The following is a 26,960-nucleotide window of genomic DNA, read 5'->3' as shown; positions in this document are numbered from 1 at the left end:
GAGCTAGTCGGCCACCTTCCACTGCTCGCGTGACTGGCTGGCAGGATAGACGCCGAGGATGCGCATTTCGCGCGAGAAGAAGCGCAGCTCGTCGAGCGCCAGCTTGACCAGCGGATCGTCGGGATGGCCCTCGATATCGGCGTAGAACAGCGTCGCGGTGAAGGCGCCGAGCTGATAGCTCTCGAGCTTGGTCATGTTGATGCCGTTGGTCGCGAAACCGCCCATGGCCTTGTAGAGCGCGGCCGGCACGTTGCGGACGCGGAAGATGAAGGTCGTCATCATCTTGACGTCCGGTGCCGGGCGCTCTGCCCAGTGCTTGTTCTTGGTCAGCACGACGAAGCGGGTGACGTTCGAGTCGGTGTCCTCGACATTTTTCTCGATGATGTCGAGCCCGTAAAGCTCTGCTGCCAGCGCCGGGGCGAGCGAGGCCATGGTGCGGTCCTTGACCTCGGAAATCAGCTTCGCCGAACCCGCCGTGTCGCCGGCGACCACCGGCTTCCAGCCATTCTTGCGGATGTATTTGCGGCACTGGCCGAGCGCATGGATGTGGCTGTGCACGGTCTTGATCTCTTCGCGCTTCACACCCGGCAGCACCATCAGCTGGAAGTGGATCGGCAGGAAATATTCGCCGACGATGTGCAGCTTCGATTCCGGCAGCAGATGATGGATGTCGGCGACGCGTCCGGCGATGGTGTTCTCGATCGGAATCATGGCAAGCTCGGCCTTGCCGGTCTCGACCGCGTTGAAGGCATCCTCGAAGGTCGGGCACGGCAACGGCTCCATCGCCGGGAACATGTTGCGGGAGGCGGTGTCGGAATTGGCGCCCGGCTCGCCCTGGAAGGATATTCTGTTGGTCTTTTCAGGCATGCCCAAATCTCAGTTTGAAAGGATATCTCTGGCGCGTTCGAGATCTTCCGGCGTGTCGACGCCGAGCGGCAGCGACTGGACGATCTCGGCGTCGATGCGCATGCCGGCCTCCAGCGCCCGCAACTGCTCCAGCCGCTCGCGCCGCTCCAGCGGCGACGGCTTCAGGGCGACGAAGCGCTCGAGCGCCGCGCGCCGATAGGCGTAAAGGCCGATGTGATGATACAGCGGCCCCTCACCCCAGGGCGCTGTGGCGCGGGTGAAATAGAGCGCCCTGAGCCGCGTCGCCGACAGCGGCGACCCGACGATCTTGACGACGTTCGGATTGGTCTTTTCTTCGTCGCGGACGATTTCGACGCCGAGCGTGGCGATGTCGACCGTTGCGTCCTCGAATGGCCTTAGCGCCGCGCCGATGATCTCAGGCTCGATCGTCGGCAGATCGCCCTGGACATTGACGATGGTTTCGACCTTGCGGTCGGGGTCGATGACGGTCAGCGCCTCGAAGATGCGGTCGGAGCCGGATTGGTGATCGTCTCGGGTCATCACCGCCTCGAAACCGTGCGAACGCACCGCTTCCGCCACGGCTTCGCTATCTGTCGCCACCACAACTCGCCCAAGACCGGCCTCGGCGCCGCGGCGGGCGACCTGCACGATCATCGGCGCGCCGGCAATGTCGGCCAGCGGCTTGCCCGGCAGGCGGGTCGAGGCCATGCGGGCCGGGATGAGAATGAGCGTGGACATCGGGTTGTGGGGCGTTGGAAAAGCGGATGGGAAAGTGGCAAAAGGTCTCACTGGAAGCGCCCTTATATGTGTTGCAACGCCAGAGCAAAAGACCTAGTTTCCGCCCGATTTGACCGCCCCAGCGGGGCGGGCCACGATACCGACGGACGGAGTGGACGGTCGGTCCGCCGGAAAAGGGAGCAAGGGGCGTATGGATTCCAACGAAGTCAACAAGCTGCTCGCCGGATTCCTTGGCACCTGTTTCATCGTCTTTTCCGTCGGCATCGTCTCCGACGCGCTGTTTGCTTCGCCCGCGCCCGAAAAGCCCGGCTTCGCCATCGAGGCGACCGAGCCCGCCGAAGGCGGCGCGGCTGGTCCGGCGGCCGAAGCCAAGCCGATCGCCGATCTTTTGGCCACCGCCAATGCCGAGGCGGGCGCTGCCGTGTTCAAGAAATGCCAGGCTTGCCATACCGGCGAAAAGGGCGGTCCGAACAAGGTCGGCCCCGACCTTTGGGATCTTGTCGACCGCCCGGTGGCCGAGCATGAGGGCTTTGCCTATTCGGCCGGCATGAAGGATTTCTCCAAGGGCGGCGCCGAGAAGTGGACCTACGACAACCTAAACCACTTCCTCCTTTCGCCGAAGAAATTCGTGAAGGGCACGGCAATGGGCTTTGCCGGCCTGGCGAAGGATGAAGACCGCGCCAACGTCATCGCCTATCTGCGCACGCTGTCCGACAATCCGAAACCGCTGCCGGCACCAGGGGCCGCTGCCGATGCGAGCGCGCCGGCCAAGCCGGCCGAAGGTGCGGCACCAGCGGCTCCGGCGAAACCCGCCGAAGGTGCGGCGCCCGCCAAATAACGAATTTGTCATGCGGACATTCACAGAAAAGCCGGGTTCAGCCCGGCTTTTTTGTTTAGGAAAACCGCATATGCGGCGACAAAGCCCGGCCATTGCGGTTTTCACGGGCGTCAAATGATCTAGATTGCCTGTGGACGTGCATCGCGAAGAGGAGAACGCATGACGGTTGGCCGAACGCTTCTGAGGTCGTTGCTGGCGGCGGTGCTTCTGACCGCCGGGTTGCAGGCGGCGCATGCGGATGAATGGCGCACCACGTCCTCACTGATCGGCCCCTCCAAATACGGCGACAATTTCCAGCGCTACGACTACGTCAACCCCGACGCGCCCAAGGGCGGCACCTACAATTCGGTGCAGCTTGGCACGTTCGACAGCTTCAACCCCTACATCGTGCAGGGGTCGCCGGCGGCCGGCCTTATCGGGTTCGGTGGCGGCCTGCTCTACGACACGCTGATGGATCAGGCGACCGACGAAGGCAGCGTCAGCCACCCGCTGATTGCCGACGCCTACAAATACCCGGCCGATTATTCTTCGGCGACCTATCGGCTGGATCCGCGGGCAAAATGGCATGACGGCCAGCCGATAACCGTCGACGACGTGATCTGGTCGTTCCAGGTGCTGAAGGCCAACAGCCCGCAATACAGCCGCTATTTCGAGAACGTCACCGATGCGGTCGCAGTCTCGGACCGCGAGGTCGAATTCCATTTCAACCAGAAGGGCAACCGCGAACTGCCGAAGATTCTCGGCGACCTTGCCGTGCTGCCGAAGCACTGGTGGGAAGGCACCGACGCCAACGGCAAGAAGCGCGACGTCACCAAACCTACGCTGGAAGTGCCGCTGGGCTCCGCCGCCTACAAGATCGCCAGCTTCAAGCCGGGCTCGGAAATCGTCTGGCAGCGCGTGCCTGACTACTGGGCCGCCAAATTGCCGGTGAAGATCGGCCGCGAGAATTTCGACACCCAGCGCTTCACCTATATCCTCGACGACAACGCCGCCTGGCAGGCCTTCACCAAGGGCGGACTTGACGACATCAAGCCGGAAAACAGCTCGAAGCGCTGGAAGACATTCTATGATTTCCCGGCAGCCAAGGCCGGCGACGTCATCAAGCAGGAGTTCAAAACCACATCGCCCGAACCGATGCAGGCCTTCATGCTCAACCAGAGGCGCCCGCTGTTCGGAGATCGGCTGGTGCGTGCCGCACTGACCTATCCCTTCGATTTCGAAACGATGAACCGCACGCTGTTCTACGGTTTCAACACCCGCACCCAAAGCTATTTCCAGGGCACGGAACTGGCTTCAAGCGGCCTGCCGCAAGGCAAGGAACTGGAAATCCTGGAAAAGTATCGCGACAAGCTGCCGCCCGAGCTGTTCACGCAGGAATTCAAGCTGCCGGTCTACGACACGCCGCAGGCGGAACGGAAGTATCTCAAGCAAGCTGTCGACCTGTTCGCCCAGGCCGGCTGGGTGATCAAGGGTGGCAAGATGATCAATGCCAAGACCGGCGAGCCGTTCAAATTCGAGATCCTTGGCTGGAACGATACCGACCAGGTCATCTCCAGTCCTTACATCGCCAATCTGCGCAAGATCGGCGTCGACGCCACGCTTCGTCTGATCGACCAGACCCAGTATGTCAACCGCGTCAACAATTTCGACTACGACGTCATCATCGGGCAGCTTGGGCAGTCGGAATCGCCCGGGAATGAGCAGCGCGACTTCTGGAGCTCGAAGGCCGCCGATATACCGGGATCGCGCAATTATTCCGGTATCAAGAACCCGGTCGTCGACGCCCTCGTCGACCGCATCATCTTTGCCACCGACCGGGACGATCTCGTCGCCGCCACCCACGCGCTCGATCGGGTGCTGTTGTGGAACTACTATGTCGTGCCGCAATACTATCGGGCCGTGGCGTGGATCGCCTATTGGAACAAGTTCGGCATTCCGGAAAAGCAGCCTAGTTACAGGGGCGCCGACACCGACTCGTGGTGGATCGATCCCGAGAAGGAAAAGGCGCTGGCCGCGAAATACAAGGGCAGCAATTGATGCCGACGCTGCCTCGCCGTGATTTCCTGGCGCTGGGCGCTGCGGCTACCGCAGCCGCGCTGCTGCCCGTCCGCGCCTTCGCCGCCATTCCGACCGGCGTCAAGATGCACGGCCTGTCGGCCTTCGGCGATCTCAAGTACAAGCCGGATTTCGCCCATTTCGACTATGTCAATGTCGATGCGCCGCAGGGCGGCACTTTCAACTTCTCGCCGCCCAACTGGGGCTATAATCAGAACACAGAGACCTTCAACACGCTGAATTCCTTCACGCCGAAGGGTGACGCGCCACCGCGCATGGCAATGTGCTTCGATTCGCTGATGGCCAGGGCGCTGGACGAACCGGATGCCGTCTACGGCCTGATTGCCGACGGTGTGACCATCTCGGACGACCGCAAGAGCTTCGAATTCTCGCTTCGGCCCGAAGCGCGCTTCCACGACGGCACGCCGCTGACCGCCGAGGACGCGGCCTTTACCTTCAAGCTGTTCAAGGAAAAAGGCCATCCCGACCTGTCGCTGTCGTTGACGCATCTGGAGGACGCGGTCGCTGTCGATCCGCGCACGCTCAGGCTGAGCTTTTCCGGCAAGCACTCCGTTCGCACCATCCTCAACGTCGCCGAATTCCCGATCCTGTCGAAGGCCTTCTACAGCGCTAATCCCTTCGATTCCTCGCAACTGAACCCGCCGCTCGGCTGCGGCGCCTACAAGGTCGGGCGGTGGTCGGCGGGGTCGTGGATCGAATATGAACGTGTCGCCGACTATTGGGGCAAGGATCTCCCGGTCAATCGCGGCCAGAACAATTTCGAGCGCATCCGCATCGAGTTCTACCAGGACCGCACCGCCGGTTTCGAGGCTTTCAAGAAGGGCGAGATCCTCTACCGGGAGGAGTTCACCTCGCGGGTCTGGGCGACGGCCTATGACTTTCCGGCCTTCACTGCCGGCAAGGTGGTCAAGCACGAATTTCCGACTGAAACAGTCCCTTCCATGCAGGCCACCGCCGTCAACCAGCGGCGCGAGCAGTTTCGCGACGCGCGTGTGAGGCAGGCGATCGCGCTCTGCTTCGACTTCGAATGGACACGGCGCAACTTCTTCTACGGTTCCTACGAGCGCTCGCAATCCTGCTTCGAGAAGTCGGACTATCGCGCCGAAGGCATGCCTTCGCCTGAAGAACTCGCGCTGCTGGAGCCGCTGCGTGACAAGCTGCCGCCGGAGACCTTCGGCGAGGCGGTGACGCAGCCTGCCTCGGACGGCTCAGGGCGGGATCGCAAGATGCTGGGGAAGGCTGCGAAACTTCTCGCCGAGGCAGGCTGGAAACGTTCCGGCGATTTCGCTGTCAACGAAAAGGGCGGGCGGCTGTCAGCCGAATTCCTCGTCGACGACGACACCTTCGTGAAGGTCTATTCGCCCTGGATCGCCAATATGAGGGCGGTCGGCATCGACGCCACGATAAGACTGGTCGATCCAGCGCAATATCAGCTCAGGCAGTCGAGCTTCGATTTCGACCTGATCTCGGTCGCCTTCTCGTTTTCGGCGACACCGACTCGAGATGATCTCGAAATCTTCTTCCATTCGAGCACGGCGACAGTGTCCGGGTCGCGCAATCTTCCCGGCATATCGAGCCCCGCCATCGACGTACTGATCGACGCGGTTGGCGCCGCCAAGGACCGCGAAAGCCTGACCGTCGCGATGCGGGCGCTCGATCGGGCCTTGCGTGCGCGGCGCGATTGGATTCCTAGTTGGTTCCTGGCGAATCACCGAAGCGCCTATTGGGACATGTTCGGCTTTCCCGAGCAAAAACCCGATTTCGGCTTTCCGGTCGAAGCGCTGTGGTGGTTCGACAAGGGCAAGGCGGCAAAAATTGGCAAAGCCTGACATTCCAGTTCACGCAGGGCCGGCAGCCTGATGGGCGCCTATATACTGCGCCGCATCCTTCTGATGATCCCGACGCTGTTCGGCATCATGGCGATATCGTTCGCGGTCATCCAGTTCGCGCCCGGCGGGCCGGTCGAACAGGTCATCGCCAGGCTGACCAACCAGGGTGGCAGCGACCGGCTCGGTGGTGGCGGTGGCGATGCCGGCGGCAGCAATGTCGATGTGGCCGGAGACGTCAGCTCGAAATATCGCGGCGCGCAGGGGCTCGACCCCGAATTCATCAAGAAGCTGGAAAAGCAGTTCGGCTTCGACAAGCCGCCGCTCGAGCGCTTCGGCATGATGCTGTGGAACTATGCCCGCTTCGATTTCGGCGACAGCTATTTCCGAGACATCTCGGTGCTCGACCTGATCCTGGAAAAGATGCCGGTGTCGATTTCGATCGGATTGTGGATCACGCTTCTGTCCTACCTGATCTCGATCCCGCTCGGCATCCGCAAGGCGGTCAAGGACGGCTCGACCTTCGACGTCTGGACCAGCGGGGTGGTGATCGTCGGCTATGCCATTCCCGGCTTCCTGTTCGGCATCATGCTGATGGTGCTGTTTGCCGGCGGATCCTTCTGGGACTGGTTTCCGTTGCGCGGCCTCACCTCCGACAATTGGGATCAGCTGTCCTGGTCAGGCAAGATCGTCGACTATTTCTGGCACATGACCTTGCCGCTGACGGCGCTGGTGCTGTCGGCCTTCGCGACGACGACGCTTTTGACCAAAAACTCCTTCCTCGAGGAGATCCGCAAGCAATATGTGGTGACCGCGCGCGCCAAGGGCCTGTCGGAGCGGAAGGTGCTCTACGGCCATGTCTTCCGCAACGCCATGCTGATCGTCATCGCCGGCTTTCCGGGCGCCTTTATCTCGGCCTTTTTCACCGGCTCTCTGCTGATCGAGAACATCTTCTCGCTCGACGGCCTCGGACTGCTCGGCTTCAGGTCGGTGGTCGAGCGCGACTATCCGGTGGTGTTCGCCAATCTCTATATCTTCTCGCTGCTTGGCCTGTTCGTCGGCCTGTTGTCGGACCTGATCTACACCTGGGTCGATCCGCGCATCGATTTCGAGCGGAGAGACGTCTGATGGCAGAGGCCGCTGCCGGCACGGCGCCGGAACGGATCGCCCGGCCCTGGCTGTCGCCGCTCAACAAGCGGCGCCTGCAGAGCTTCAGGGCCAACCGGCGCGGCTACTGGTCGCTGTGGATCTTCCTGATCCTGTTCGTGCTGTCGCTGTTTTCCGAATTGATCGCCAACGACAAGCCGATCATCGCTTCCTACAAGGGCGAGATCCTGTTTCCGGTTCTGGTCGCCTATCCGGAAGAGAAGTTCGGCGGCTTCTACGCGGTCACCGATTATCGCGATCCGGTCATACAGGACGAGATCAACGCCAATGGCTGGATGATCTGGCCGCCGGTGCGCTACTCCTACCAGACCGTCAACAATGCCATCCCGGAGGCCGCGCCCGCCAAGCCTTCCTGGCAATATGACGCCACGAAGCGCTGCAGCCAGTATCCGCAAGGTGCTGCCGACCCCAATTGCATCGTCGGCAACTGGAACTGGCTGGGCACTGACGACCAGGCGCGCGACGTGCTGGCGCGCGTGATCTACGGGTTCAGGATCTCGGTGCTGTTCGGCCTGATCCTGACCTTCGGCTCGGCGCTGATCGGCGTCGCGGCCGGCGCCGTGCAAGGCTATTTCGGCGGCTGGACCGACCTTCTGTTCCAGCGCTTCATCGAAATCTGGTCGGCGATCCCGGTGCTCTATCTGCTGCTCATCGTCGCCGCCATCCTGCCGCCCGGCTTCTTCATCCTGCTTGGGCTGATGCTGTTGTTCTCCTGGGTAGCGCTGGTCGGCGTAGTCAGGGCGGAGTTCCTGCGCGCTCGCAACTTCGAATATGTCAACGCGGCGCGCGCGCTCGGCGTGCGCAACCTCACCATCATGTTCCGCCATCTTTTGCCCAACGCCATGGTGGCGACGCTGACCTTCCTGCCGTTCCTGCTCAGCGGATCTATCTCGACGCTGACCTCGCTCGATTATCTCGGCTTCGGCCTGCCGCCCGGCTCCGCCTCGCTCGGCGAATTGCTGAAGCAGGCGCAGCGCAACCTCAACGCGCCATGGCTCGGCATTTCCGGCTTCGTCGTCATCTCGCTGATGCTGTCGCTGCTGGTCTTCGTCGGTGAGGCGACGCGCGACGCCTTCGACCCGCGCAAGACGTTCAAATGAGTGACGCCCTGCTCTCCGTCCGCGACCTCAGCGTCGCCTTCGCGCAAGGTGGCAGCCAGTCGATGGCCGTCGACCATATCTCCTTCGACATCGCCAAGGGCGAGACGGTGGCGCTGGTCGGCGAGTCCGGGTCCGGCAAGTCGGTCTCGGCGCTGTCGGTTCTGAAGCTGCTGCCCTATCCGAGCGCCAGCCACCCGTCGGGAAAGATCCTGTTCCATGGTGCCGACCTGCTTGCCATGAACGAGAAGCAGCTTCGCCAGGTGCGCGGCAACAAGATCACCATGATCTTCCAGGAGCCGATGACCTCGCTCAATCCGCTGCACACGATCGAGCAGCAGATCGTCGAAGTGCTCAAGCTGCACCAGGGCCTGGGCGACCGCCAGGCCAGGGCACGCACCCTGGAACTGCTCAACGAGGTCGGCATCCGCGAGCCGCAGAAGCGGCTCGACGCCTATCCGCACCAGCTGTCCGGCGGCCAGCGCCAGCGCGTCATGATCGCCATGGCTTTGGCCAACGAGCCGGAGCTTTTGATCGCCGACGAGCCGACGACGGCGCTCGACGTCACCGTGCAGGCGCAGATCCTCGAACTGCTGGCGGGGCTGAAGAGCCGCAAGGGCATGTCGATGCTGTTCATCACTCACGATCTCGGCATCGTCAGGAAGATCGCCGACCGGGTCTGCGTGATGACCAAGGGCAAGATCGTCGAGACCGGACCGACCAAGGATATCTTCGCGAACCCGCAGCACCCCTATACCAAGCATTTGCTGGCCGCCGAGCCGAAGGGCAAGCCGCCGGCCGCCAACGCGACCGCCAAGCCGGTGATGACGGGCAGCGACATAAAGGTCTGGTTTCCAATCAAGAAGGGCTTCTTCCGCCGCACCGTCGACAATGTGAAGGCGGTCGACGGCATCGACGTCACCGTGCGCGCCGGCCAGACGCTCGGCGTTGTCGGCGAATCCGGCTCGGGCAAGACGACACTCGGCCTGGCGCTGGCCAGGATGATCTCGTCGACCGGAACCATCCAGTTCAACGGTCGCGACATCAACCAGCTGTCCTTCAACGCCATGCGGCCGCTCCGGCGCGAGTTGCAGATCGTCTTCCAGGATCCGTTCGGCTCGCTCAGCCCGCGCATGTCGGTATCCGAGATCATCGAGGAGGGCCTGAAGATCCACGAGCCGAAACTGTCGCCGGACCAGCGTGACGAGCGCGTCGTCGACGTATTGAAGGAGGTTGGGCTCGATCCGGCCACCCGCAACCGCTATCCGCACGAATTCTCCGGCGGCCAGCGTCAGCGCGTCGCCATCGCGCGCGCCATGGTGCTCAACCCGCGCTTCGTCATGCTGGACGAGCCGACCTCGGCGCTCGACATGAGCGTGCAGGCGCAGGTCGTCGACCTGCTGCGCAGCCTGCAGGCCAAGCATGATCTGGCCTATCTGTTCATCAGCCACGATCTGAAAGTCATCCGCGCGCTTGCCAACGACGTCATCGTCATGCGCAATGGCCAAATTGTCGAAGCCGGGCCTTCCGAACAGATTTTTGGAAACCCGCAAACCGACTATACTCGGGCACTGATATCGGCCGCGTTCAGAATAGAGACCGCGCCGGCCGGCATCGTCAGCGAGTAGGCTGAAGCAACAGGGAAAACATCCGCAGATGGAAAAGGGCCGTATCCTGCTTGCCGTCACCGGCTTTCATCCGCAGCGCTGGCGCGAGCTGCTGTCGGCCGAGCGCGAGGTCGTGCTCGAGCCGGACGGGGCCAGCGATCCCTCGATCAGCTACGCGGTGGTGTGGAAGCAGAAGCCGAACCTCTTGTCGAAACTGCCCAATCTGCGCGCCATCTTCTCGATCGGCGCCGGCGTCGACCATATCTTCGCCGACCCAGGCCTGCCGGAAGTGCCGATCGTCAAGGTCGTCGCCGACAATCTGACGCAGTACATGACCGAGTATGTCGTCTGGCGGGTGCTCGACCACCATCGCCAGGGCATGCTCTATCAGGCGCAGCAGAAGAAGAAGACCTGGCACGAACCGCCGCAGCGGCCGGCCGGTGACATCTCCGTCGGCATCATGGGGCTCGGCAATCTCGGCCGCGCGGCGGCGTCGGTGCTGTTGTCGCTCGGCTTTGCCGTCAATGGCTGGTCGCGCAGCGAGCACCCGATGAAGGGCGTGTCCACCTATGCGGGCGATGCGGGACTGATCCCGTTCCTGAACGCCACGGACATGTTGGTGGTGCTCTTGCCGCTGACCACCCAGACACAGGGCATCGTCAACTACGGTCTCCTGAAGGAGCTCAGGAAGCGCAACGGCCTCGGCGGCTCGGTGCTGATCAATGCCGGGCGCGGACGGCTGCAGAAGGACGCAGACATCTTGCGCGCGCTGGAGGACGGCACGCTGAAGGAAGCCAGCCTCGACGTGTTCGAGGTTGAGCCGCTGCCCAAGACCAGCCCGCTATGGGCGCATCCAAAAGTGTTCGTCACGCCGCATGCGGCGGCGACGTCCGACCCTGTCCATCTGGTGCCGATCATGCTGCGGCAGATGGCGGCTTACGAGCGCGGCGAAAAGCTAGAGAATCTGGTGGATCGCAAGGCGGGTTACTGAGGCTTCGCCTTCAACCAGTTTTAGCGCCCGGCAGGGCGAAGGTTTCCTTCTTCTTCGGCTTGCCGCAGTCGCGGCGCTCGATCGACCGGTTCATGGCGTCGATCTCACCGCTGGCCTTGTCGCTATCGCGCTTGGCCTTGGAGCGCATGTCGGGCGTGAACGGGCCGAAGCCCATCGCGGGATTGGAGAAGGTCGGCTTCGCGGTGGTCGGAAGGTTGTATTGCTGCGCCAACCCATTGCGCTGCGCCAGCAACTGATCGCAAGGCACGTTGTCATATTGCAGCGAGGACTGGACATTCTCGTCCTGGCGTTCCGCCATCGAAGTGCCACCAACGCAACCGGCCATTGCCAGGCAAGATGCCAAAACCACCATCCAGCGCATGGGATCTGCTCCGTATCGAGTATGGCCTTCGCCCACAAATCAGGCCATTTCGCGAACCGGCACGAGTGATGCAGGCGCGGACCGAAAAAACATAATCACATTTTCAAACAGGAAAAGACGTCAGGTGTTGGCCGGCAGCGCCGCCACGACGGCGAGCCCTTCGACCGGCTGGCTGCGATCCAGCCGGATCACGGTAGGGTCCATCGACAGGACCGAAAAGCCGTTGGCTGCCAGAACCTGCCCGACATAGGCGTGCGAATGCGCGTAGCGGCGTGACGGCTGCAGCGCGAACCCGCCTTCGCCCACCAATGTCTCGACGGAGAAGGCAAACAGGCCGTCACCGGCAAGCAGGCCGGCGATCCTGCTGATCACGCGATCGAGCGCGCCGACATAGATGAACACATCGGCCGCCACCACGAGGTCGGCTTTCGGCCTGACATAGGAAAAGTCCTGCAAATCCGCCTTGGCGAGCAGATCGTAAACGCCCTTGGCGCGTGCCTTCTTGAGCATGGCGGCGGAGATGTCGTAGCCCTCCAGCCGGTCGGCCACCGACCGCAGCCTCTGCCCCATCAGGCCGGTGCCGCAGCCGAGGTCGAGCACCAGCCGGAAACGTCCCGGCCTCGCTCTGCGGACGGCCTGGTCGAGAAAGTCGGGCAGCCGGTAGCCGAGCTTGTCGACCAGCGACTCCTCGAAGCTTTCGGCATAGTGGTCGAACAGCATTTCGACGAAGGCGCTGGGCGGTGCCGTGGCGGCGGGCGCCTTGCCGATCAGCTGCAACTTCAGCGCGGCACCCAGCCGGTCCGTCGGCTCCAGCGTCAGCGCCATGGTCCAGGCTTGCGCGGCCTTGTCGGGTGCGGCCGCCTCGTGCATCTCACCGAGACGGAACCAGCCGGCCGCCCATTGCGGCGCCAGTTCCAGCGCGCCAAGCAGCAGTTCGGCCGCCGCTGCCGGCTCGCCGGAGGCGTAAAGCATCTCGGCGAAGTCGGCGCGACGGTCTGCGGTCAAGTCGCCGGACGTGGCCTGGAACGGTTTCATGGCGAAAGGATCCCTGCCGGCAGGACGTAATCGGCCGCTGGCTGTAGGATGAGTCAGCAGTCTCTTGCAACAGGCTTCCCGCGGCTGAATTAGCAACTATCTTGGCGGGATGCGCGCCAGCGACCTGCTCCATCCCCGGCCGGAAGGCCTCTACTGCCCGCCCGGCGATTTCTTCATCGACCCGGTGCGGCCGGTCAACCGGGCGCTGATCACGCATGGCCATTCCGACCATGCCCGCTCCGGCCATCGCTCGGTGCTGGCGACACAGCAGACACTCGACATCATGGAGCTGCGCTACGGCGAAGGTTTTGCCGAGACCGTGCAGACGGCTGCGCTTGGCAAAACGATGGCGCTCAACGGCGTCTCGGTCACATTCCACCCGGCTGGCCATGTGCTCGGTTCGGCGCAGATCGCGGTTGAGCGTCAGGGGCTGCGCATCGTCGCCTCCGGCGACTACAAACGCCAGAAGGACGCCACCTGCGAGCCGTTCGAACCGGTCCGCTGCGACGTGTTCATCACCGAGGCGACATTCGGCCTGCCGGTGTTTCGGCATCCGCCGGATACGCAGGAGATCGCCCGGTTGCTGAAATCGGCGGCACAGTTTCCCGAACGCTCGCATCTGGTCGGCGCCTATGCGCTCGGCAAGGCGCAGCGCGTCATGCGGCTGCTGCGCGACGCCGGCTACGACAGGCCGATCTACATCCACGGCGCGCTGACCAGGCTCAGCGAATACTACCAGAGCCAGGGCATCGACCTCGGGCAGCTCGATCCGGCAACGGTCGACAGCGGCGGCAAGGACGATTTCGCCGGGGCCATCGTCGTCGGACCGCCCTCGGCCTTCGCCGACCGCTGGGCGCGGCGCTTTCCCGATCCGATCTCGTGCTTCGCGTCCGGATGGATGCGCATCCGCCAACGCGCCAAGCAAGGCGGTGTCGAGCTGCCGCTGATCATTTCCGACCATGCCGACTGGGACGAACTGACTGCCACAGTCAAGGAGACGGGAGCTGAGGAGATCTGGGTGACGCATGGCCGCGAGGAGGCGCTGGTGCGCTGGTGCGAGCTGGAAGGCATCGCGGCGCGGCCGCTGCATCTGGTTGGTTATGAGGACGAGGGCGATTGATGGCATGAACCGCTTCGCCGAACTCCTCGACCGCCTCGTGCTGACGCCGTCGCGCAACGGCAAGCTGACGTTGCTCATCGACTACTTCCGCAGCGTCGAGGATCCGGATCGCGGCCTGGCGCTGGCGGCGATCACCGGCGATCTGTCGATCGCGGCGGTAAAGCCGGCGATGCTGCGCGCGCTGGTCGTCGAGCGCATGGACCCGGTGCTGTTCGGCTATTCCTACGACTATGTCGGCGACCTCGCCGAGACCGTGTCCCTGGTCTGGCCGCAATCGCCGGACCATATCCCGAACCGGGAGCCGACGCTCGGCGAGGTGGTGGCGAAACTGCAGGCGGCGAGCCGTTCCGATGGGCCGAAGGTGCTGGCGAGATTGCTCGACAGTGCCAGCATCTCGGCCCGCTTCGCCATCATCAAGCTGGTCACCGGCGGCCTGCGGATCGGCGTCTCGGCGCGGCTGGCCAAGCAGGCGCTGGCCGAGTTCGGCAAGGTCGACGTCGCCGAGATCGAGGAATTGTGGCACGGGTTGACGCCGCCCTATGCCGGCCTGTTCGCCTGGCTGGAGGGCAAGGCGGAAAAACCGCAAAGGACGGCGTCGGCCCTGTTCCGGCCGGTAATGCTGTCCAACCCGATCGGTGACGGCGATCTCGAAAAGCTCGACCCGGCCGACTATGCCGCGGAGTGGAAATGGGACGGCATCCGCGTCCAGGCGGTCTGCGAAGACGGCGTGCGCCGGCTCTATTCGCGCACCGGCGACGACGTCTCCGGCGCCTTTCCCGACCTTGCCGACGCGATGCATTTTTCGGCCGCCCTCGATGGCGAGCTGCTGGTCGGCGAGCCCTCTGCTACAGGCACGTTCTCCGACCTGCAGCAGCGGCTGAACCGCAAGACCGTTACCCCGAAAATGCAGCAGCAATATCCGGCCTTCATGCGCTGCTACGACGTGCTGCAGATCGACGGCGAGGACCTTCGCACGCTGCCCCTCCGCGAGCGCCGGCTCCGCCTCGAGGCGTTTGTCGGCACGCTCGACCCCAGCCGTTTCGATCTTTCACCGCTGGTCGCATTCGAGGACTGGCCGGCGCTGGAACGGCTGCGCCAGGCGCCGCCGCATCCGATCATCGAAGGTGTGATGCTGAAGCGCTGGGACTCGCCCTATCTCGCCGGCCGGCCGAAGGGTCCATGGTTCAAATGGAAGCGCGATCCGCACACGGTCGACGCGGTGCTGATGTATGCGCAGCGCGGCCACGGCAAGCGATCCAGCTTCTACTCGGACTATACGTTCGGCGTCTGGTCGGGCCCGGAAGGCGCGGAAGAGCTTGTGCCGGTCGGCAAGGCCTATTTCGGCTTCACCGACGAGGAGCTGAAGCAGATCGACAAATATGTCCGCGACAACACGGTCGAGCGCTTTGGCCCGGTGCGCTCGGTGCGCGCCGACCGCACGAACGGGCTGGTACTGGAGGTGGCGTTCGAAGGGCTCAACCGCTCGACCCGGCACAAATCGGGCGTCGCCATGCGCTTTCCGCGCATTTCGCGGCTGCGCTGGGACAAGCCCGCGGCCGAGGCCGACCGCATCGAGACGCTGCAGGCGCTGCTCGATGCGTGAGATTTACTGCGCGATCGAGACGCGAATCTCATAGATGTCGACCGACTTGCCCTGCTTGTCGAAGTCGGAATTGATGGCGATCGTGCCGGCGGCACCGGGGGCCTTGTCCGGGAATTGCACGTCGAACAGATACTCGTTGCGCTCGTTGCCGACCGCATAGCGCTTGCGGCCGCAATCGCCGAGCTCGCCGAAATTGCAATCGACCGAAATCTGCGTCTCCTTGCCCTCTTCTGAACGGGCGACAATGTCGAACACCGCGTGCTTGCCTGCAAGCTTTTCCAGTACGCCTTGGCCGACATCGAAGGCGATGGCCGAGCCGGAGGTGCCGGAGCGGATGCGCAGGAATGAACCGGTGTCGTCCTCCATCACCTCGGCCTTGGCATCGGACGGTGTCGCGACATGGGTCGGGTCGGCAGGCGAAAACACATTGATCCAGTCACGCGCCAGTTCGTCCTCGCCCGACTTCTCCGGCGAGCCGGCAGGCGGCGTGAAGTCGTCGTCCTCGACCGTCGGCGGCGCTTCGGGCGGGGCCGTGTCGAGTTGGGCCGGCGTCTTGAACACGCCGGTCTGCTTGGCGAAATAGAGGCCGATGCCGGCAGCGGCGAGCAGCGTCACGCCGAGGAAGATCGCGGTCAGCGGCAGGCGCCGCCCTCTTATGCGCCGCTCATCGCGGTCCGGCGCCACCTCGGCCTCACCGCTTTCTGTCGAAAGGATGGCCGGAGAATCGAGCGCGGGCGCACCGGGAAGAACCGCATCCGGCATGATGTCTGGAACGACAGGCAGGACGCGCGACCTTGGCGCGTCGGATGCAGGCGGCTGGACCGGCCCGTCGATGACGACAGCGGGTGACGGCGCGGCGTCAGCCGCAGCCACCGTCGGCGCCTCCACGGCGGGCGCTGCCGCGTCGGTTTCCGTCTGCAGGGCAATATCGGGAACCGCCGGCAGGAATTCGGATTCGATCTCGGTGATCTTGGCCTGCACCTCCTTGCGGCGCTTGATGGCGACTTCCACGGTCACATTCGGATTGGCCTGGAGCACGCGGTCCAGCGCGGCAAAGGCCGAGCGGTAGACCCGCTCGCGAAACGCACGGTCCTCGGCATTGCCCTTGTCGAAGGCGTTGCGGATCGCTTTTTCGATCGGGTCCAAGCGAATTCCCTCTGCACGTTCGCTCACATTGCCATGATCGTTAGCCGCAGGCGACCAATCAATCAACAAGCGAGCGGCCGCATTCTGCCCCGGGCATGCATCCAGGGCCGATTTCGGCGGTTTTCAGCAAGAGAATCAACAGATTTCGCCTGATCACCCGGTGCCTTCGAGCGCAACCTGCCCGCGCGCCGCCGTCCGAGCAGGTGGCGGATGCGTACGATGGGAGTTCGGGTTCTGCGTAGAACGCCAACACGAATTGCCGCGTCCCGACCTGAATTCGCGGCCGCCCATCTTGAATTCGTGACGGTCCATCTTGAAATCCCACCTGGTTGAGTCTATCACGCAGCCCATCTTGGAGGTCTTGGCTTCCCGGGCCGCTTTAGCTCAGTTGGTAGAGCACATCATTCGTAATGATGGGGTCAGGTGTTCGAGTCACCTAAGCGGCACCATTCCCCTACTGAAAATGCTTTATTTCCAGTAGGATATAAGACTTAACAGATTTCCAATCCACCCGAGTATCCACCTTAGAATGCTTCGTTGGCAGCCCTGTGAGGGTCGCGTCCAGCCCTGTTGTACGCTGGCACCAGTCAGTTTGACATTCCCGCTTACCTTGTAGGCGGCGGCAAGGGCTATCCAATTGGTCGCCTTTGGTCTCAAGCACAATCACCTTGGATAGATTCGCCTTCGGTAAAAACGCGAAAAAAAATCGGGATCGGGACGAGGTTGGTCTGAAGGACATTCGTGATTGATGCCAGCCCGCATGCCTATTCGATCCGTCTTGACGTAAACTGGAGGATTGGAACCAAACAGCACATTCATGTCGTCCCCGCGTCAGTCGATAACCCTCAAAGAATCCGTCCGGTTCCGGTTGCGTCGTGTCTGCGATAGTATCAAGGAATGAGCGACGATAGCGGATACGAATTCTTCAAGCTGCGCAAACACGCCAAGACCTACATAACGAAGGTCTTCATGCACCACGGGTTGAACACGGAGCGTCGTCGCTATGTCAGAATGGTGAATGAAGGCAGCGACGAAGTTCACCTTGGCGAGATCGAAGGCGCGATGTGCCTTCGCCTGACCGGCAACATCCGCAAGACACAAGTGACTGCCCTTGTCACCCAAGACGACAAACAGGTGAAGCGGCTAACCTTTGAAACCTTCAAGTCCCGGGCAGGCGGCTGGATTGAAGCGATGGAGAAGGAGGAATTCAGTTTCCGCTCCGACGAGTGGAGCCGGCTTCAAAGCTTCCTGGCGCAAATCAAATTCGTGGACCTGTCCAACCAAGACACTTTCCATATCGAAGACATATCCACAAAGGCCGGGCCGAAGGCCATCATCGATGCCTCAGATCGTGGGATCCTTGACCGCATCAAGAATATGTCAGAGGGACAGAGGACCGGCCTTCTGCACGCCTTGCAAGGGCAACTGACCAGCGAAGAAATCAACATCCTTCTTGGCCGCAGGCAGGGACTGGAAGAATATGAAAAGCACATGCTTCACAAGGATTGGAGCGAGACCCATTGGCAGGACTTCTTTGAGCGCGAGCAGTGGGTTTTCGGTTATGGTCTCGACTACCGCGTGATGCGCCAGTTTGATCGAGAAATGACGGTTGGCGCTGGCGGCACTGACAACCGAAACAAGCCTGTAGTCGACTTCCTTGGGACCTTTACAGATTACACGGTGCTCGTTGAAATCAAGAAGCCCGACACCCTGATTTTCCGACCCAGCCGTGGCGGACGTGCTGGGACATGGGAATTCAGTCCAGAATTCCTGGGCGCCTTTTCTCAGATCATTGAGCAGAAGGCAGAATGGCTTACCTTCGCACAGACTGGTGAGCACCATAACAAGGCAGGCGACCTTCTGACTGCCCGCACAAGAAACGCGAAAAGCATACTTGTCATTGGCTCGCGGGACGAGTTCTCACAGGCCGACAACGACAGAGCCGCGAACGTGAAGCGCGACACCTTTGAACTGTTCCGGCGTGAGAACCGCAGCATCGACATCATCACGTTCGATGAACTGCTTGAACGCGCACGGTTCATCACGAAGAGTGGATAGCGCCTCGAACGGTCCTTACAAATCACAGCCAACTCACACCACTACGGTCGGCTGAGTGCCGACGCTGTTTGGAAAGGCATAGCCGCCTTGTGTTGGCATGGGTGGCTTTGCGGACGAACTCCGCTGGCAAGACTTAAGCATATCGCGCTTTGATCTAACGCCGAGCAATTCTTCTGAGAGACTGCTTTCAGTTAGGAAGCTGCGGCTGCAGCGGTCCCCACAGGCGGAGCCGCAATTCTGGCCGCATAGTCAGCCTGCACATCAAGGATCGCCTGCAAGAGTGGTTCGAAGCCGCCGTAATCTATTGGCGTCTTACTAGCGCTGATAACCTTGGTTGCGAATGTGAATTTGGAATAGAACTTGTCGCCGTCCTTCTCGTGGTTCGTGCGATCGAACTTCTTTCCGTCTATTTCGGTTGTGAGGAGGGCTGAGTCAAATAGGTCTTCAATCGCAGTCTCAGCTCCAGCCCCCTTCGGGACTGGCACCACATAAAGATTGTCACGCAGGAAATACCAAGGCTGCTCATGTCCTAAGATGGTCTTGCCGACTTCGTCGGACACCGCCTTGAAGAGGTCCACGGCACCTTTGTCGACATCAGTCACGACTATGACGGGGTGTGCAGGCTGCACCTTAAACTTCTCTGTACGCCCTGGGTACTCGCGAACGAGATTCTTCAGCTGCCCGTTTCCGCCTGACAGATCTTGGATGGTCTTAGCGATTCCAGTATATTTGAAAAACGTCAGCTTTATACGCTCTTTTCCGTCCTTCTTCTCCACTAGATCCGGGAATTTAGCGGATAGCGCCCGTATGGCGCTGCGGATGTAGATGTTGTCAGTCTTACCCTCACAGACAAGCGTGGGCTGGGAAATTGCCCAGAATGACATGAAATTGAGAAATTGCGCGTAAAGCTTGTAGAAATTAGGCATTTCGGGCTTGGGCAGCTTTCTATGGCCAGTCTCTAGTCCTTTGATGTGGAATAAGAAGCTAAGCTGTCCACGAATTTTCGGCGGAGTAGTAGGTATCAACTTGCTGCCAAGTTTTCTAAATGCCGTTCCGGTTGTGAAGAGCTTGTGGCACGTTGCCCTGACTGTCTTGTAATACTCAACTGGCACATTGAGCTTCTGGTTTACGATCAGCCCAGTGGTGGTCTGCCGGGAATCGCGGTACTGCATATTGGTTTTCTGCTTGTTGAGCTCGAAACCAGCGCGGATAATCCGAAAACTTAGTTCATCGCTCGGCACCCAGGTATGTTCGGAACCGGCCTGTAGGACTGCTATCTTTTCCGGGAACTTCTTCTGGTTGGTTGAGAACGTGATGTCGTCCGCGTACCGAGTATAGGTGCAGCGGCACTCCTTCGCTAGCTTGTTCAGGTGCACATCCAATATCTGACCGATTAAGTTCGAGATTGGCGGTGAGCAGGGGCTCCCTTGCGGCAGCTTGTTCTGATGGCAGGCGATTTGAGCAAGTATCGTTGCTGCTTTTTCGCTTAGTTGGAAGTCGCGATTGGCCATGAAGAAGCCACGCACTCTTCCAAAATTAATCGATGGAAAGAAATCTTTCAGATCGACGTTGAACACGAAGCGCCTGTTTCGGTGCTTCGCTGCATTAGTGATGATAGACAGCTCGTTTTTGAACCCATGCGCCAGGATGCAAGATTTTGACTGGGTGGCCTCTAGGTCTTGCTCTATCTGGAGGAGCAGGGCTGCCAATCTTGCCTGGATCAGTTTCAGTCGCTCATTCGGAGCCGTAATGATCCGCTCGCCACCCCGCTTCTTAGGGATGGAGAATGTATGATATTTCTTCGCAGTTGGGGTGATGTAGAGGGCATGAGACAGAGCCGATGGCTTCACCCCAAGAAGAATCGCGACCTCAGTAAGATCGGTCGACTTTTTAAGACGTTCAAGTGTTAAAGACTTTACTGTCATTTAGGGCGGCTTGCGGATACTCGTTTGCGCATTCGCAGATCATGCAGGCCCCATTCGGAGTCGTCAGGTACCGGGAGAGCAAAACCCTCCACGATGGTTTCAACTGTGACGAATCATCACAGCAAAATCTATCCGCAAGCCTTTTTCCTCTAAGCCAGAATTGGCGCTGATTCGCAAGTCGCCTACAAGTAAAAGTAGGGAATTACGACTTGTTCGGGTTACCAGGGCCGTCTCCAGGCTTCGGGGTGGGTCACTACTTTAGGCAAGAGAATGCCCCTGTCGTTGCCGGGAAAGCCCGACAGTGGCCGACAAGCCATTACTGCACGGGAAGTGCCGGAAAGCGCATATGCCACTCAGCGGCCAAATCTCCCGCGAACCGTCCCCTATGAGGAAGTCAGAAAAAATCTGGTGAGATTTAGAAGCAAGGTAGATGGGAACGGGTACCCCTCCCGTGCCGCAAATTCGGACCAGCCCCTCCTGGGCTTGAGAGATAAGCACGGGGGTGGGGACATGTGCGGCCTGCATGCGCCATGGTAACTTCACCGATGATTCGGATGGGAGGGAGGGATGGCGGAAAATATCACTGGCGCGCACAAAACAAGAAAGCCCGGTTTCGGTAGTCGGCCGCTAGTGAAATTTCTCACTCTTGCAGCAGTTCTAAGCGTGCTCACATGGGTCGGCTTCAAAGTCAGCGCATATCGCGACTTCATGCGCGACTTAAACACCTATCAGGGCGTCAAGCTGGGCGATTCAATGGATGAAACAAAGTATGCGCTGGGGTATCCGCCTTTTGTGGTTGGGCCACCAGAATCTGGAACACCCGACAAGCCAGCGCCGGATTTTCAATTTTCGCCCATCTACCAAACGGACGGCAACGATCCGAAGAACGCTATGCCTGATGGAAAAAAGGTGGGGGATTTCTTGGGTTGGCAGTACGAAGAAACTGACCACCGCATAGACCTTTCGTTCGATCCTGAAACCAAACGAATTTCAGAGATCGGCTGCTATGCGAATAGCTCGGTCAACGGAAATACAAAGCAACTCTGCCCCGCGCTTTTTGGCATTGACAGCAACAGCTCCGAAGACGAGGTCTTAGCGAAACTGGGCAGCCCTGATGCCCAAAAAATCGAGGGAGCGTCAAAGTCCCTTCGGTATGATGAAATAGGGTTAGAAGTCACGCTCTCAAAGCGGCGTGTCTATATGCTGAGCAAAACTTACCCAGTCGGCTCGAGCATAGGTTGGTTTCTGGCTAATCGACTTCTCTAATCCCACCAATCGTGAGCAAGCCACGGGGGTGAACCCTCGTATGCCGTCCTTGACCATCTTGTTGCCGCCGCCGCCTTCCTCGGCCATAAGCAGGTCGCGCTTGTAGGCGGGTGTCAAGGTCGTCCATTCGTTGCCTTGGTGCGCAGTCATCTCGATAAGGTGTACGCTCACTGAATCTTCATGGAGGCGGCGTCACCCGCACCAGGAAACTCTATGATGAACCCGCCGCTCTTTCGCCGATTCCAATCCGGCATCAGGGTCGCGATCAAGCCTGCCTCTGCCCCCAGGATCATATCCACGGGAAGTTTCTCGACCCATCGCCCTCTCTTCTCAAACGTTAGACAGAGAACGTAGACCTCAGCTTTGCGAAGTGCTTCGTGTAACAGTTTGTGCACGGGGCGCGGACTGGGAGCGCCCGCGTTTTGCCGCCTCAGGTAAGACCCAAGGCGTCTCCTGAGGTTGTCGGCTGAACCGACATAGCAAACCTGCTCCTTCTGGATGAGAACGTAGATTGCACTCGCACTTGGCACCTCTTTCAGCGGCGGTTCGATATGACACCCGCCCTCCCAACGCAGTCGTGCTATGACTTTGAAACCGGGCAGTTTAGCGCCTACCGCCTTGCTGAACTTCCAATCAGGCTGCTGCATACTTCTCCCCACCGCGTTGCCACTAATTTGTGCAAGGGCTACCAGATCACGCCGACTGGGTGCTTCCAGGGTAAGCGTCGGGGACGTTAGTTTTCTTTGGGCATGCAATATGAGCAAGGCCCGACATCTTGGTAGCGATCACCAAGAACTGTCATCCACGCTCTTGCCTCAGCGGAAGTCTGGAATCCCGGCGATGGGTACGTTGGATGCCAATATGTCGGCCCAGTTCCTTTGTCTTGGTTCTCCATCCCCTGACCGTCGCGACAGAACTTGCAATCACCGGCATGGATGCGCGCGCGACCGCTTGGGGGTATGACTTTTACAAAAAAGGCCATGTCGACTTCCATTTTTCGGCTGGGTGCAGGGGATAAAAAGCCATGCCCAGGTCGCTAGAAACCCAAGGAGCACGCCTACTCGATGAGGCCGACCTCGTACAACCCCCAGACCACGGCGCCCAGAGTAAGGAGTGCCGTCATTGCGGCCACGATTAGGCCGATGAAGGCGGCAAAGACCATCCGGAAGTGGTGGGAGGCGGAGCCACCCTGGCCGTGGATGCGCCGCTCGCGGATTGGGAAAGTTACCGGTCCGCCAAGGAACTCCAGATAGCCCCAGAAGATCAACCGCAGACGATGGCCTGCTATCGCAGGGAGGTCAGATCGATTGCGGGTGACCCAGCGGAAACCGCCGTGGAGACAAGCAACCACGAACCCCGCAGCGAACAGTGCCACTACCACCATCCAGGCGGCGCCGATGCCGGAGGAAGCAGCCGCGTTCAACGGGTTTGGAACACCCTCGAGCCATAGCCAGCCCGCGTATGCCAGCATAGGAAGACCTATGCAGCAAAGAGCGATTAGAAAAAGAACTTTGCCGACATCCCCCAAGTTCTTGGCTTCGCGAAAACCCCGGAGGGCCTCCCGGATCAGGTAGAGCGCAAGCGACAGAGCCCCCCAGATCACGGCAATTGCAACAGCGACTAGGACGAATCCCTTCAGGCCGCTTAGCACTGCGTCGCGACCAAACAACAGAACACCGGCGATTACCGCTAGCAACAGATTAGTGAAGCCCCGTCCATCCATGAATGCCCTCCACCAGGCATCTATCGCACTGGGAACTTCTCGACCCTGCCTTTAGTCGATTTGCGCGTCAATGATTTCCATGCTCTGCAAAGCCCTATATGTGGAAGGGGATCGGCCTGACCATTTAGCCTCTTTGAGTTGGAGCGAAAAGCTGCGTAAGCTGACTGCATTATAGGGGGTGGCAACATGAGCAATGTCGATGCTGCGGGAGTTCGGCCGACGATCAAACACTGGCCAGTCTTCTGGCTGCTCTACGCGATCGGCGTAGTCATTATCGGACTTCTCACGACCAACTTTTGGTATGGCGCCGGCTACATGGGCATTCCGGCTCTTGTCGGGTACTTTGCCACCCGCAAGGCCAGCACGTTCAAAGGCCTCTTGCCGGGCTACGTGCTGTTTGTGGGATTTATGGCCATCCTGGTCTATCAGCAGTTTCAGAGCGGCATCAGGGACGGGGAGGCGGGCATCTACAAGGGATGCATTGGCAACAAGCAAGCCGCCAGCTCCCTCTCCGACGACCAGCTCAAGGGCTACTGCGCGTGCATGTCGAAGAATTTAGCACCGGCAGGTGAATGGAAGGCTATTGAAACTTTCGCGAAGTTCAACGCAGAACCCATGAGGGTGCAGGACTACCCGGATATGATGGAGCTGATTAGCAGGACGGCACAGGAGTGTGCTGCGGCGCTCTCCAAGTGAGCCGGTAGCCTCTTTGATCAAGTCCTTTGAGCCGAATCTAAAACCAGGGGATAATACGCCATCAATGCATCTCCCTGGGAAATGCCGATACCATCATTTCTATACCAACTCTCATTCCTCGACAGACGTCGCTCGACCCTGCGGCCAGAAAATGTGGCCATACTTCGCGCCCTCGGCCGGACCGACTTCAAACTCTAGCTGACGCGCAATGGCCAACATTTCCAGTCGGGACCAAACCTTCACCCCTAGCACTCGCTTCGTCCGCTTTAGCGACAGAAGCACTTGAAAATCCGATGCACCAGCTCCCGGTGTTTGCCTTCGAAGCTGCTCTTGAATATGCTTGCGTAAGAATTTCCATTCAGCAGCAGTATAGCCCTTCATATGTCACCTCCGTGAGGTCATAGCCGATCCGCCCCAGGACGACCTGTGAACACACATTGTTGTGGATGTGTTCAATTGGTTTCGGCAACATCTGGCCCTGGAACACCAGCTTCTTTCAGTGCTCGAGCAAGCTTTCTATACAAATTGGGGTGGCCCCGTTTGCTTCCCTCATCAGCATTAACGGTAGTGTGAAACCAGCCTGAGTGCGGTAGCGTCAAATGGATATGTCCTGTTTCTGCGTTGTACCATGCTCCTACGCTGAGATACGCAGTATTTCCGCCTTTTTCACTCTTGCGTATGTCGTCAACCATATTCCTCTCCTGCGCGATCCAAAGCTAGTCACCCCAGAATGGACACGGCGTATCGCGAACGCAATCGGGCTAGGTGACCCTGCAACCCGCCGGCCAGCCCAGCGTCCTCCCATGAAGCCCACAAGTCCGGATAGGACAAGGCCGCAAATACCGGACCGCCATTCCCATTCACCGCATGTGCAAATTCCCTGATTTCCCGTCGGTGTTCTTCAAACACTGGGTGGGCGTTGGGGTTCAGCGGCTCCCAGAAGAGGTAGAGCAGCGTGGTAGGGCGGTCCGGGAAGGTATAAGAAATACCAAGCGCATGTTTGATCAATTGCGCCGCATCCAGCCACCTATAGGGGCTTGGGATCAGAGTCAGTCGCGTCATTTCTGCGAACCAGCCGGTGTCGCGCCTGCTATCTGTAATCTCCCGGAAATACGCCGGGGCGAACCCTGGCTTGTGCGGCGACAACGGTTCCAGAAATTTTGATTCCACGGCCACGATGCCGCCTGGGTGTTCGGCGACCAGGTCTAGGTTAGGCGATCTTCGTCCGCGAAGGCCATGTGGGCATTTCCGCTCAAAGCTTAGATGTGTGAAGCGATCGCCACCTGGCAACCGAAGGGCGCTGGGGTCTGCCTTGAACGGCGCGAACGTGTTTACAGCTAGAGCAGAGGATGAATGTGCGGCGCGGAATTTCCCGCCAAGTTCGTTGCCGTCCCCTTGCATTAGGTCGCTGACAAAATCTACCGGTCGCACTCCGGAAATCAGGTTCTCCTCCATTTCCAAGGTGTAGCCGTTCTTGCTCAACTGGAGATGGGGCGCATAACGCAGGAGGGCGCTAGCAAGGGCAGTTCGGCAGGCGGCCGATGCTGCGCTAGCAGATACCGGTCTGACTTTGGCAGCTTCTATCGTCATGGCGCCCCTCTAGCTCCTCAAGCGTCCCTCATCCTGCTACTTCGGCGGAACGGTCTCCGGCGGCGCGGAGGAGATGCATAAGCCCAACGGCTGGCCTCAAGCGCCCGCTCATACCTGAATCTGGTGGCGACCATTCCCAATATCGCTTGACCTGGAAAGATCTCCGCACGCTTCCGCGCCGCATTTATGAATGCACTTGCCGGCAGCGCCGCAACGATGGCATGCCCTTCGACGCGTTCCGGCAACAAACACCAGAGCATGCTGGGATTTGGTCCCGACGGCTCACTTGTTGCCGCGACACCTTCAAAGTCGAAGAACACAGGCGCAGTGCATTTAGCCCACGCGATAGGGAAGCACGCTTCTGGGCTAGGTGTAATGAAAATGCTTGTTCGGGGTATCAGCCTGAAAAGCCTTCGACCTTGAAGAAAACGGGACCTATCTCTCTTCAGCCTCGTTCCATCCACGACCCAGACCATATTTCGATGGAACACCTCGCGTGCTGCCATCTCCTGTGCCGGCAAGTGCGAATGCTGGAACTCGATGACCAAGCCATACTCGGTTTTCACATCTGCAATATGTTTCTCACCTGCCTCGTCACGCTGGATCACCTCCTGCCATCCCTCTGGAAATTGGTCCTTCCAGCCGCGATGCCACGGGGTTTCTGGCTCCCACCACGGATCGCAGTTCCTGTTGCCGCGATGCGCCCAATGCCAGACCCTTTGCATTCCGCACCTTGCAGTCATTGGCTGCGAACAGCCCGGGCAGAAAGCGATCATTCCAGGCGATGCCTCACACCGAATATTGTTCACCAATGCAAACCGCATGTTCCTCTCCGTAAGCGTTCAGGGCCGCACACCCATCGCAGGCGGCAGCCAGATTCTTGTTCGGGAAGCTATGTCGGCAGCGCGGCCAGCCTAAGCTGGTGCTGTTTCTTTTTATCTTCGACGTGAGGGCCAACCGTCGTCGGTTATCACGCGGCTCAGAAAATGCCCGGCGCCGCTTCTTCTCAAAGCACGCACTAAAAATTATCTAACCCGCTGGTACAGTCAAGTCTGTGGTTCATCCGCAGGAAGTGAGAAAAAATCTGGCGCGATTTCGAAGCAAGGTAGATGGGAATGTGTACCCCTCCCATGCCACAAACTAGGACCAGCCCCTCCCAACGCGTTTCGCTCAGGAAAATCAACGAACGGTCAGTGTGCGCCTAATTCC

24 protein-coding genes and 1 tRNA gene are annotated in these 26,960 nt (G+C 60.1%); 13 read left to right on the top strand and 12 right to left on the bottom strand.

The window, feature by feature from the left end; all coding sequences use genetic code 11:
* Positions 1–3: 3 nt before the first annotated feature.
* Positions 4–867: a prephenate dehydratase gene (locus tag A6B35_RS07415; protein WP_006199380.1), complete on the bottom strand. Its 864-nt coding sequence runs from the start codon at positions 865–867 to the stop codon at positions 4–6.
* 9 nt (positions 868–876) lie between these two features.
* Positions 877–1,605, bottom strand: a complete 729-nt coding sequence (locus tag A6B35_RS07410) for a 3-deoxy-manno-octulosonate cytidylyltransferase (protein ID WP_006199379.1) — start codon at positions 1,603–1,605, stop codon at positions 877–879.
* 190 nt (positions 1,606–1,795) lie between these two features.
* On the opposite strand from A6B35_RS07410, the gene A6B35_RS07405 reads away from it, so the two are divergent.
* The 7 genes from A6B35_RS07405 (at position 1,796) to A6B35_RS07375 (ending at position 11,207) form a co-directional block, all read left to right on the top strand.
* Entirely contained in the window at positions 1,796–2,443 is a 648-nt protein-coding gene (locus tag A6B35_RS07405; protein ID WP_006199378.1) for a c-type cytochrome, read from the top strand.
* A gap of 159 nt (positions 2,444–2,602) precedes the next feature.
* Entirely contained in the window at positions 2,603–4,480 is a 1,878-nt protein-coding gene (locus A6B35_RS07400; RefSeq protein ID WP_006202914.1) for an extracellular solute-binding protein, read from the top strand.
* Positions 4,480–6,348, top strand: a complete 1,869-nt coding sequence (locus tag A6B35_RS07395; RefSeq protein WP_006202913.1) for an extracellular solute-binding protein — start codon at positions 4,480–4,482, stop codon at positions 6,346–6,348. The genes A6B35_RS07400 and A6B35_RS07395 overlap by 1 nt, the downstream gene beginning before the upstream one ends.
* Positions 6,349–6,378: 30 nt before the next feature.
* Positions 6,379–7,473, top strand: coding sequence for a microcin C ABC transporter permease YejB (locus tag A6B35_RS07390; RefSeq protein ID WP_006202912.1), 1,095 nt, complete (start codon positions 6,379–6,381; stop codon positions 7,471–7,473).
* Positions 7,473–8,612: an ABC transporter permease gene (locus A6B35_RS07385; protein WP_006202911.1), complete on the top strand. Its 1,140-nt coding sequence runs from the start codon at positions 7,473–7,475 to the stop codon at positions 8,610–8,612. Before A6B35_RS07390 ends, A6B35_RS07385 begins: the two co-directional genes overlap by 1 nt.
* Complete coding sequence (locus A6B35_RS07380; protein ID WP_006202910.1) at positions 8,609–10,237, top strand: ABC transporter ATP-binding protein; 1,629 nt, start codon at positions 8,609–8,611, stop codon at positions 10,235–10,237. The genes A6B35_RS07385 and A6B35_RS07380 overlap by 4 nt, the downstream gene beginning before the upstream one ends.
* A gap of 28 nt (positions 10,238–10,265) precedes the next feature.
* On the top strand, positions 10,266–11,207 hold the full coding sequence (locus A6B35_RS07375) for a 2-hydroxyacid dehydrogenase (RefSeq protein WP_006202909.1): 942 nt from the start codon (positions 10,266–10,268) through the stop codon (positions 11,205–11,207).
* Between the two features lie 10 nt (positions 11,208–11,217).
* Here A6B35_RS07375 and A6B35_RS07370 read toward each other — a convergent pair whose 3' ends face one another.
* Together A6B35_RS07370 and A6B35_RS07365 are read right to left on the bottom strand one after the other, a co-directional pair.
* Positions 11,218–11,526, bottom strand: a complete 309-nt coding sequence (locus A6B35_RS07370) for a hypothetical protein (protein ID WP_244425942.1) — start codon at positions 11,524–11,526, stop codon at positions 11,218–11,220.
* A gap of 183 nt (positions 11,527–11,709) precedes the next feature.
* Positions 11,710–12,624: a class I SAM-dependent DNA methyltransferase gene (locus A6B35_RS07365; RefSeq protein ID WP_006202907.1), complete on the bottom strand. Its 915-nt coding sequence runs from the start codon at positions 12,622–12,624 to the stop codon at positions 11,710–11,712.
* A gap of 109 nt (positions 12,625–12,733) precedes the next feature.
* Here A6B35_RS07365 and A6B35_RS07360 point away from each other — a divergent pair, with 109 nt between their 5' ends.
* Both A6B35_RS07360 and A6B35_RS07355 read left to right on the top strand, forming a co-directional pair.
* Positions 12,734–13,744, top strand: coding sequence for a ligase-associated DNA damage response exonuclease (locus tag A6B35_RS07360; RefSeq protein WP_006202906.1), 1,011 nt, complete (start codon positions 12,734–12,736; stop codon positions 13,742–13,744).
* Positions 13,745–13,748: 4 nt separating this feature from the next.
* Positions 13,749–15,347 carry a cisplatin damage response ATP-dependent DNA ligase gene (locus A6B35_RS07355; protein WP_006202905.1) on the top strand — a complete coding sequence of 533 codons (1,599 nt, stop codon included), beginning with the start codon at positions 13,749–13,751 and terminating at the stop codon, positions 15,345–15,347.
* 3 nt (positions 15,348–15,350) lie between these two features.
* On the opposite strand, the gene A6B35_RS07350 is transcribed toward A6B35_RS07355, so the two are convergent.
* The gene (locus A6B35_RS07350) at positions 15,351–16,493 is read right to left on the bottom strand and encodes a hypothetical protein (RefSeq protein WP_006202904.1); all 1,143 of its coding nucleotides are present in this window, start codon (positions 16,491–16,493) and stop codon (positions 15,351–15,353) included.
* 373 nt (positions 16,494–16,866) lie between these two features.
* Here A6B35_RS07350 and A6B35_RS07345 point away from each other — a divergent pair.
* A tRNA-Thr gene (locus A6B35_RS07345) sits at positions 16,867–16,942 on the top strand.
* Between the two features lie 448 nt (positions 16,943–17,390).
* Entirely contained in the window at positions 17,391–18,551 is a 1,161-nt protein-coding gene (locus A6B35_RS07340) for a Shedu immune nuclease family protein (RefSeq protein ID WP_006202903.1), read from the top strand.
* A gap of 191 nt (positions 18,552–18,742) precedes the next feature.
* On the opposite strand, the gene A6B35_RS07335 is transcribed toward A6B35_RS07340, so the two are convergent.
* Positions 18,743–20,476 (bottom strand): retron Ec67 family RNA-directed DNA polymerase/endonuclease, encoded by a 1,734-nt coding sequence (locus tag A6B35_RS07335; protein WP_006202902.1) that lies wholly within the window; start codon positions 20,474–20,476, stop codon positions 18,743–18,745.
* Positions 20,477–21,043: 567 nt separating this feature from the next.
* Here A6B35_RS07335 and A6B35_RS07330 point away from each other — a divergent pair.
* A complete protein-coding gene (locus A6B35_RS07330) occupies positions 21,044–21,742 on the top strand; it encodes a hypothetical protein (RefSeq protein WP_006202901.1) in 699 nt (232 codons plus the stop codon).
* Between the two features lie 167 nt (positions 21,743–21,909).
* Here A6B35_RS07330 and A6B35_RS07325 read toward each other — a convergent pair whose 3' ends face one another.
* Together A6B35_RS07325 and A6B35_RS07320 are read right to left on the bottom strand one after the other, a co-directional pair.
* Positions 21,910–22,389, bottom strand: a complete 480-nt coding sequence (locus A6B35_RS07325) for a GIY-YIG nuclease family protein (RefSeq protein ID WP_006202900.1) — start codon at positions 22,387–22,389, stop codon at positions 21,910–21,912.
* A gap of 410 nt (positions 22,390–22,799) precedes the next feature.
* The gene (locus A6B35_RS07320; protein WP_006202899.1) at positions 22,800–23,465 is read right to left on the bottom strand and encodes a hypothetical protein; all 666 of its coding nucleotides are present in this window, start codon (positions 23,463–23,465) and stop codon (positions 22,800–22,802) included.
* Positions 23,466–23,651: 186 nt separating this feature from the next.
* Between A6B35_RS07320 and A6B35_RS07315 the strand changes: the two genes are divergently transcribed.
* Positions 23,652–24,161 (top strand): hypothetical protein, encoded by a 510-nt coding sequence (locus tag A6B35_RS07315; protein WP_006202898.1) that lies wholly within the window; start codon positions 23,652–23,654, stop codon positions 24,159–24,161.
* A 111-nt stretch (positions 24,162–24,272) separates the two neighbouring features.
* Here A6B35_RS07315 and A6B35_RS07310 read toward each other — a convergent pair whose 3' ends face one another.
* The 4 genes from A6B35_RS07310 to A6B35_RS34300 form a co-directional block, all read right to left on the bottom strand.
* On the bottom strand, positions 24,273–24,542 hold the full coding sequence (locus A6B35_RS07310; RefSeq protein WP_006202897.1) for a hypothetical protein: 270 nt from the start codon (positions 24,540–24,542) through the stop codon (positions 24,273–24,275).
* Positions 24,543–24,613: 71 nt separating this feature from the next.
* Positions 24,614–24,853 (bottom strand): hypothetical protein, encoded by a 240-nt coding sequence (locus tag A6B35_RS35455; RefSeq protein WP_139032217.1) that lies wholly within the window; start codon positions 24,851–24,853, stop codon positions 24,614–24,616.
* Positions 24,854–24,881: 28 nt separating this feature from the next.
* Positions 24,882–25,751, bottom strand: coding sequence for a PGN_0703 family putative restriction endonuclease (locus A6B35_RS07305; RefSeq protein WP_006202896.1), 870 nt, complete (start codon positions 25,749–25,751; stop codon positions 24,882–24,884).
* 17 nt (positions 25,752–25,768) lie between these two features.
* Complete coding sequence (locus tag A6B35_RS34300; protein WP_244425945.1) at positions 25,769–26,476, bottom strand: competence protein CoiA family protein; 708 nt, start codon at positions 26,474–26,476, stop codon at positions 25,769–25,771.
* Between the last annotated feature and the right edge of the window lie 484 nt (positions 26,477–26,960).

This window comes from Mesorhizobium amorphae CCNWGS0123 (assembly GCF_001686985.1).
Classification (GTDB): Bacteria; Pseudomonadota; Alphaproteobacteria; order Rhizobiales; family Rhizobiaceae; genus Mesorhizobium; species Mesorhizobium amorphae.
This window is presented reverse-complemented; position numbering and strand designations above follow the sequence as displayed.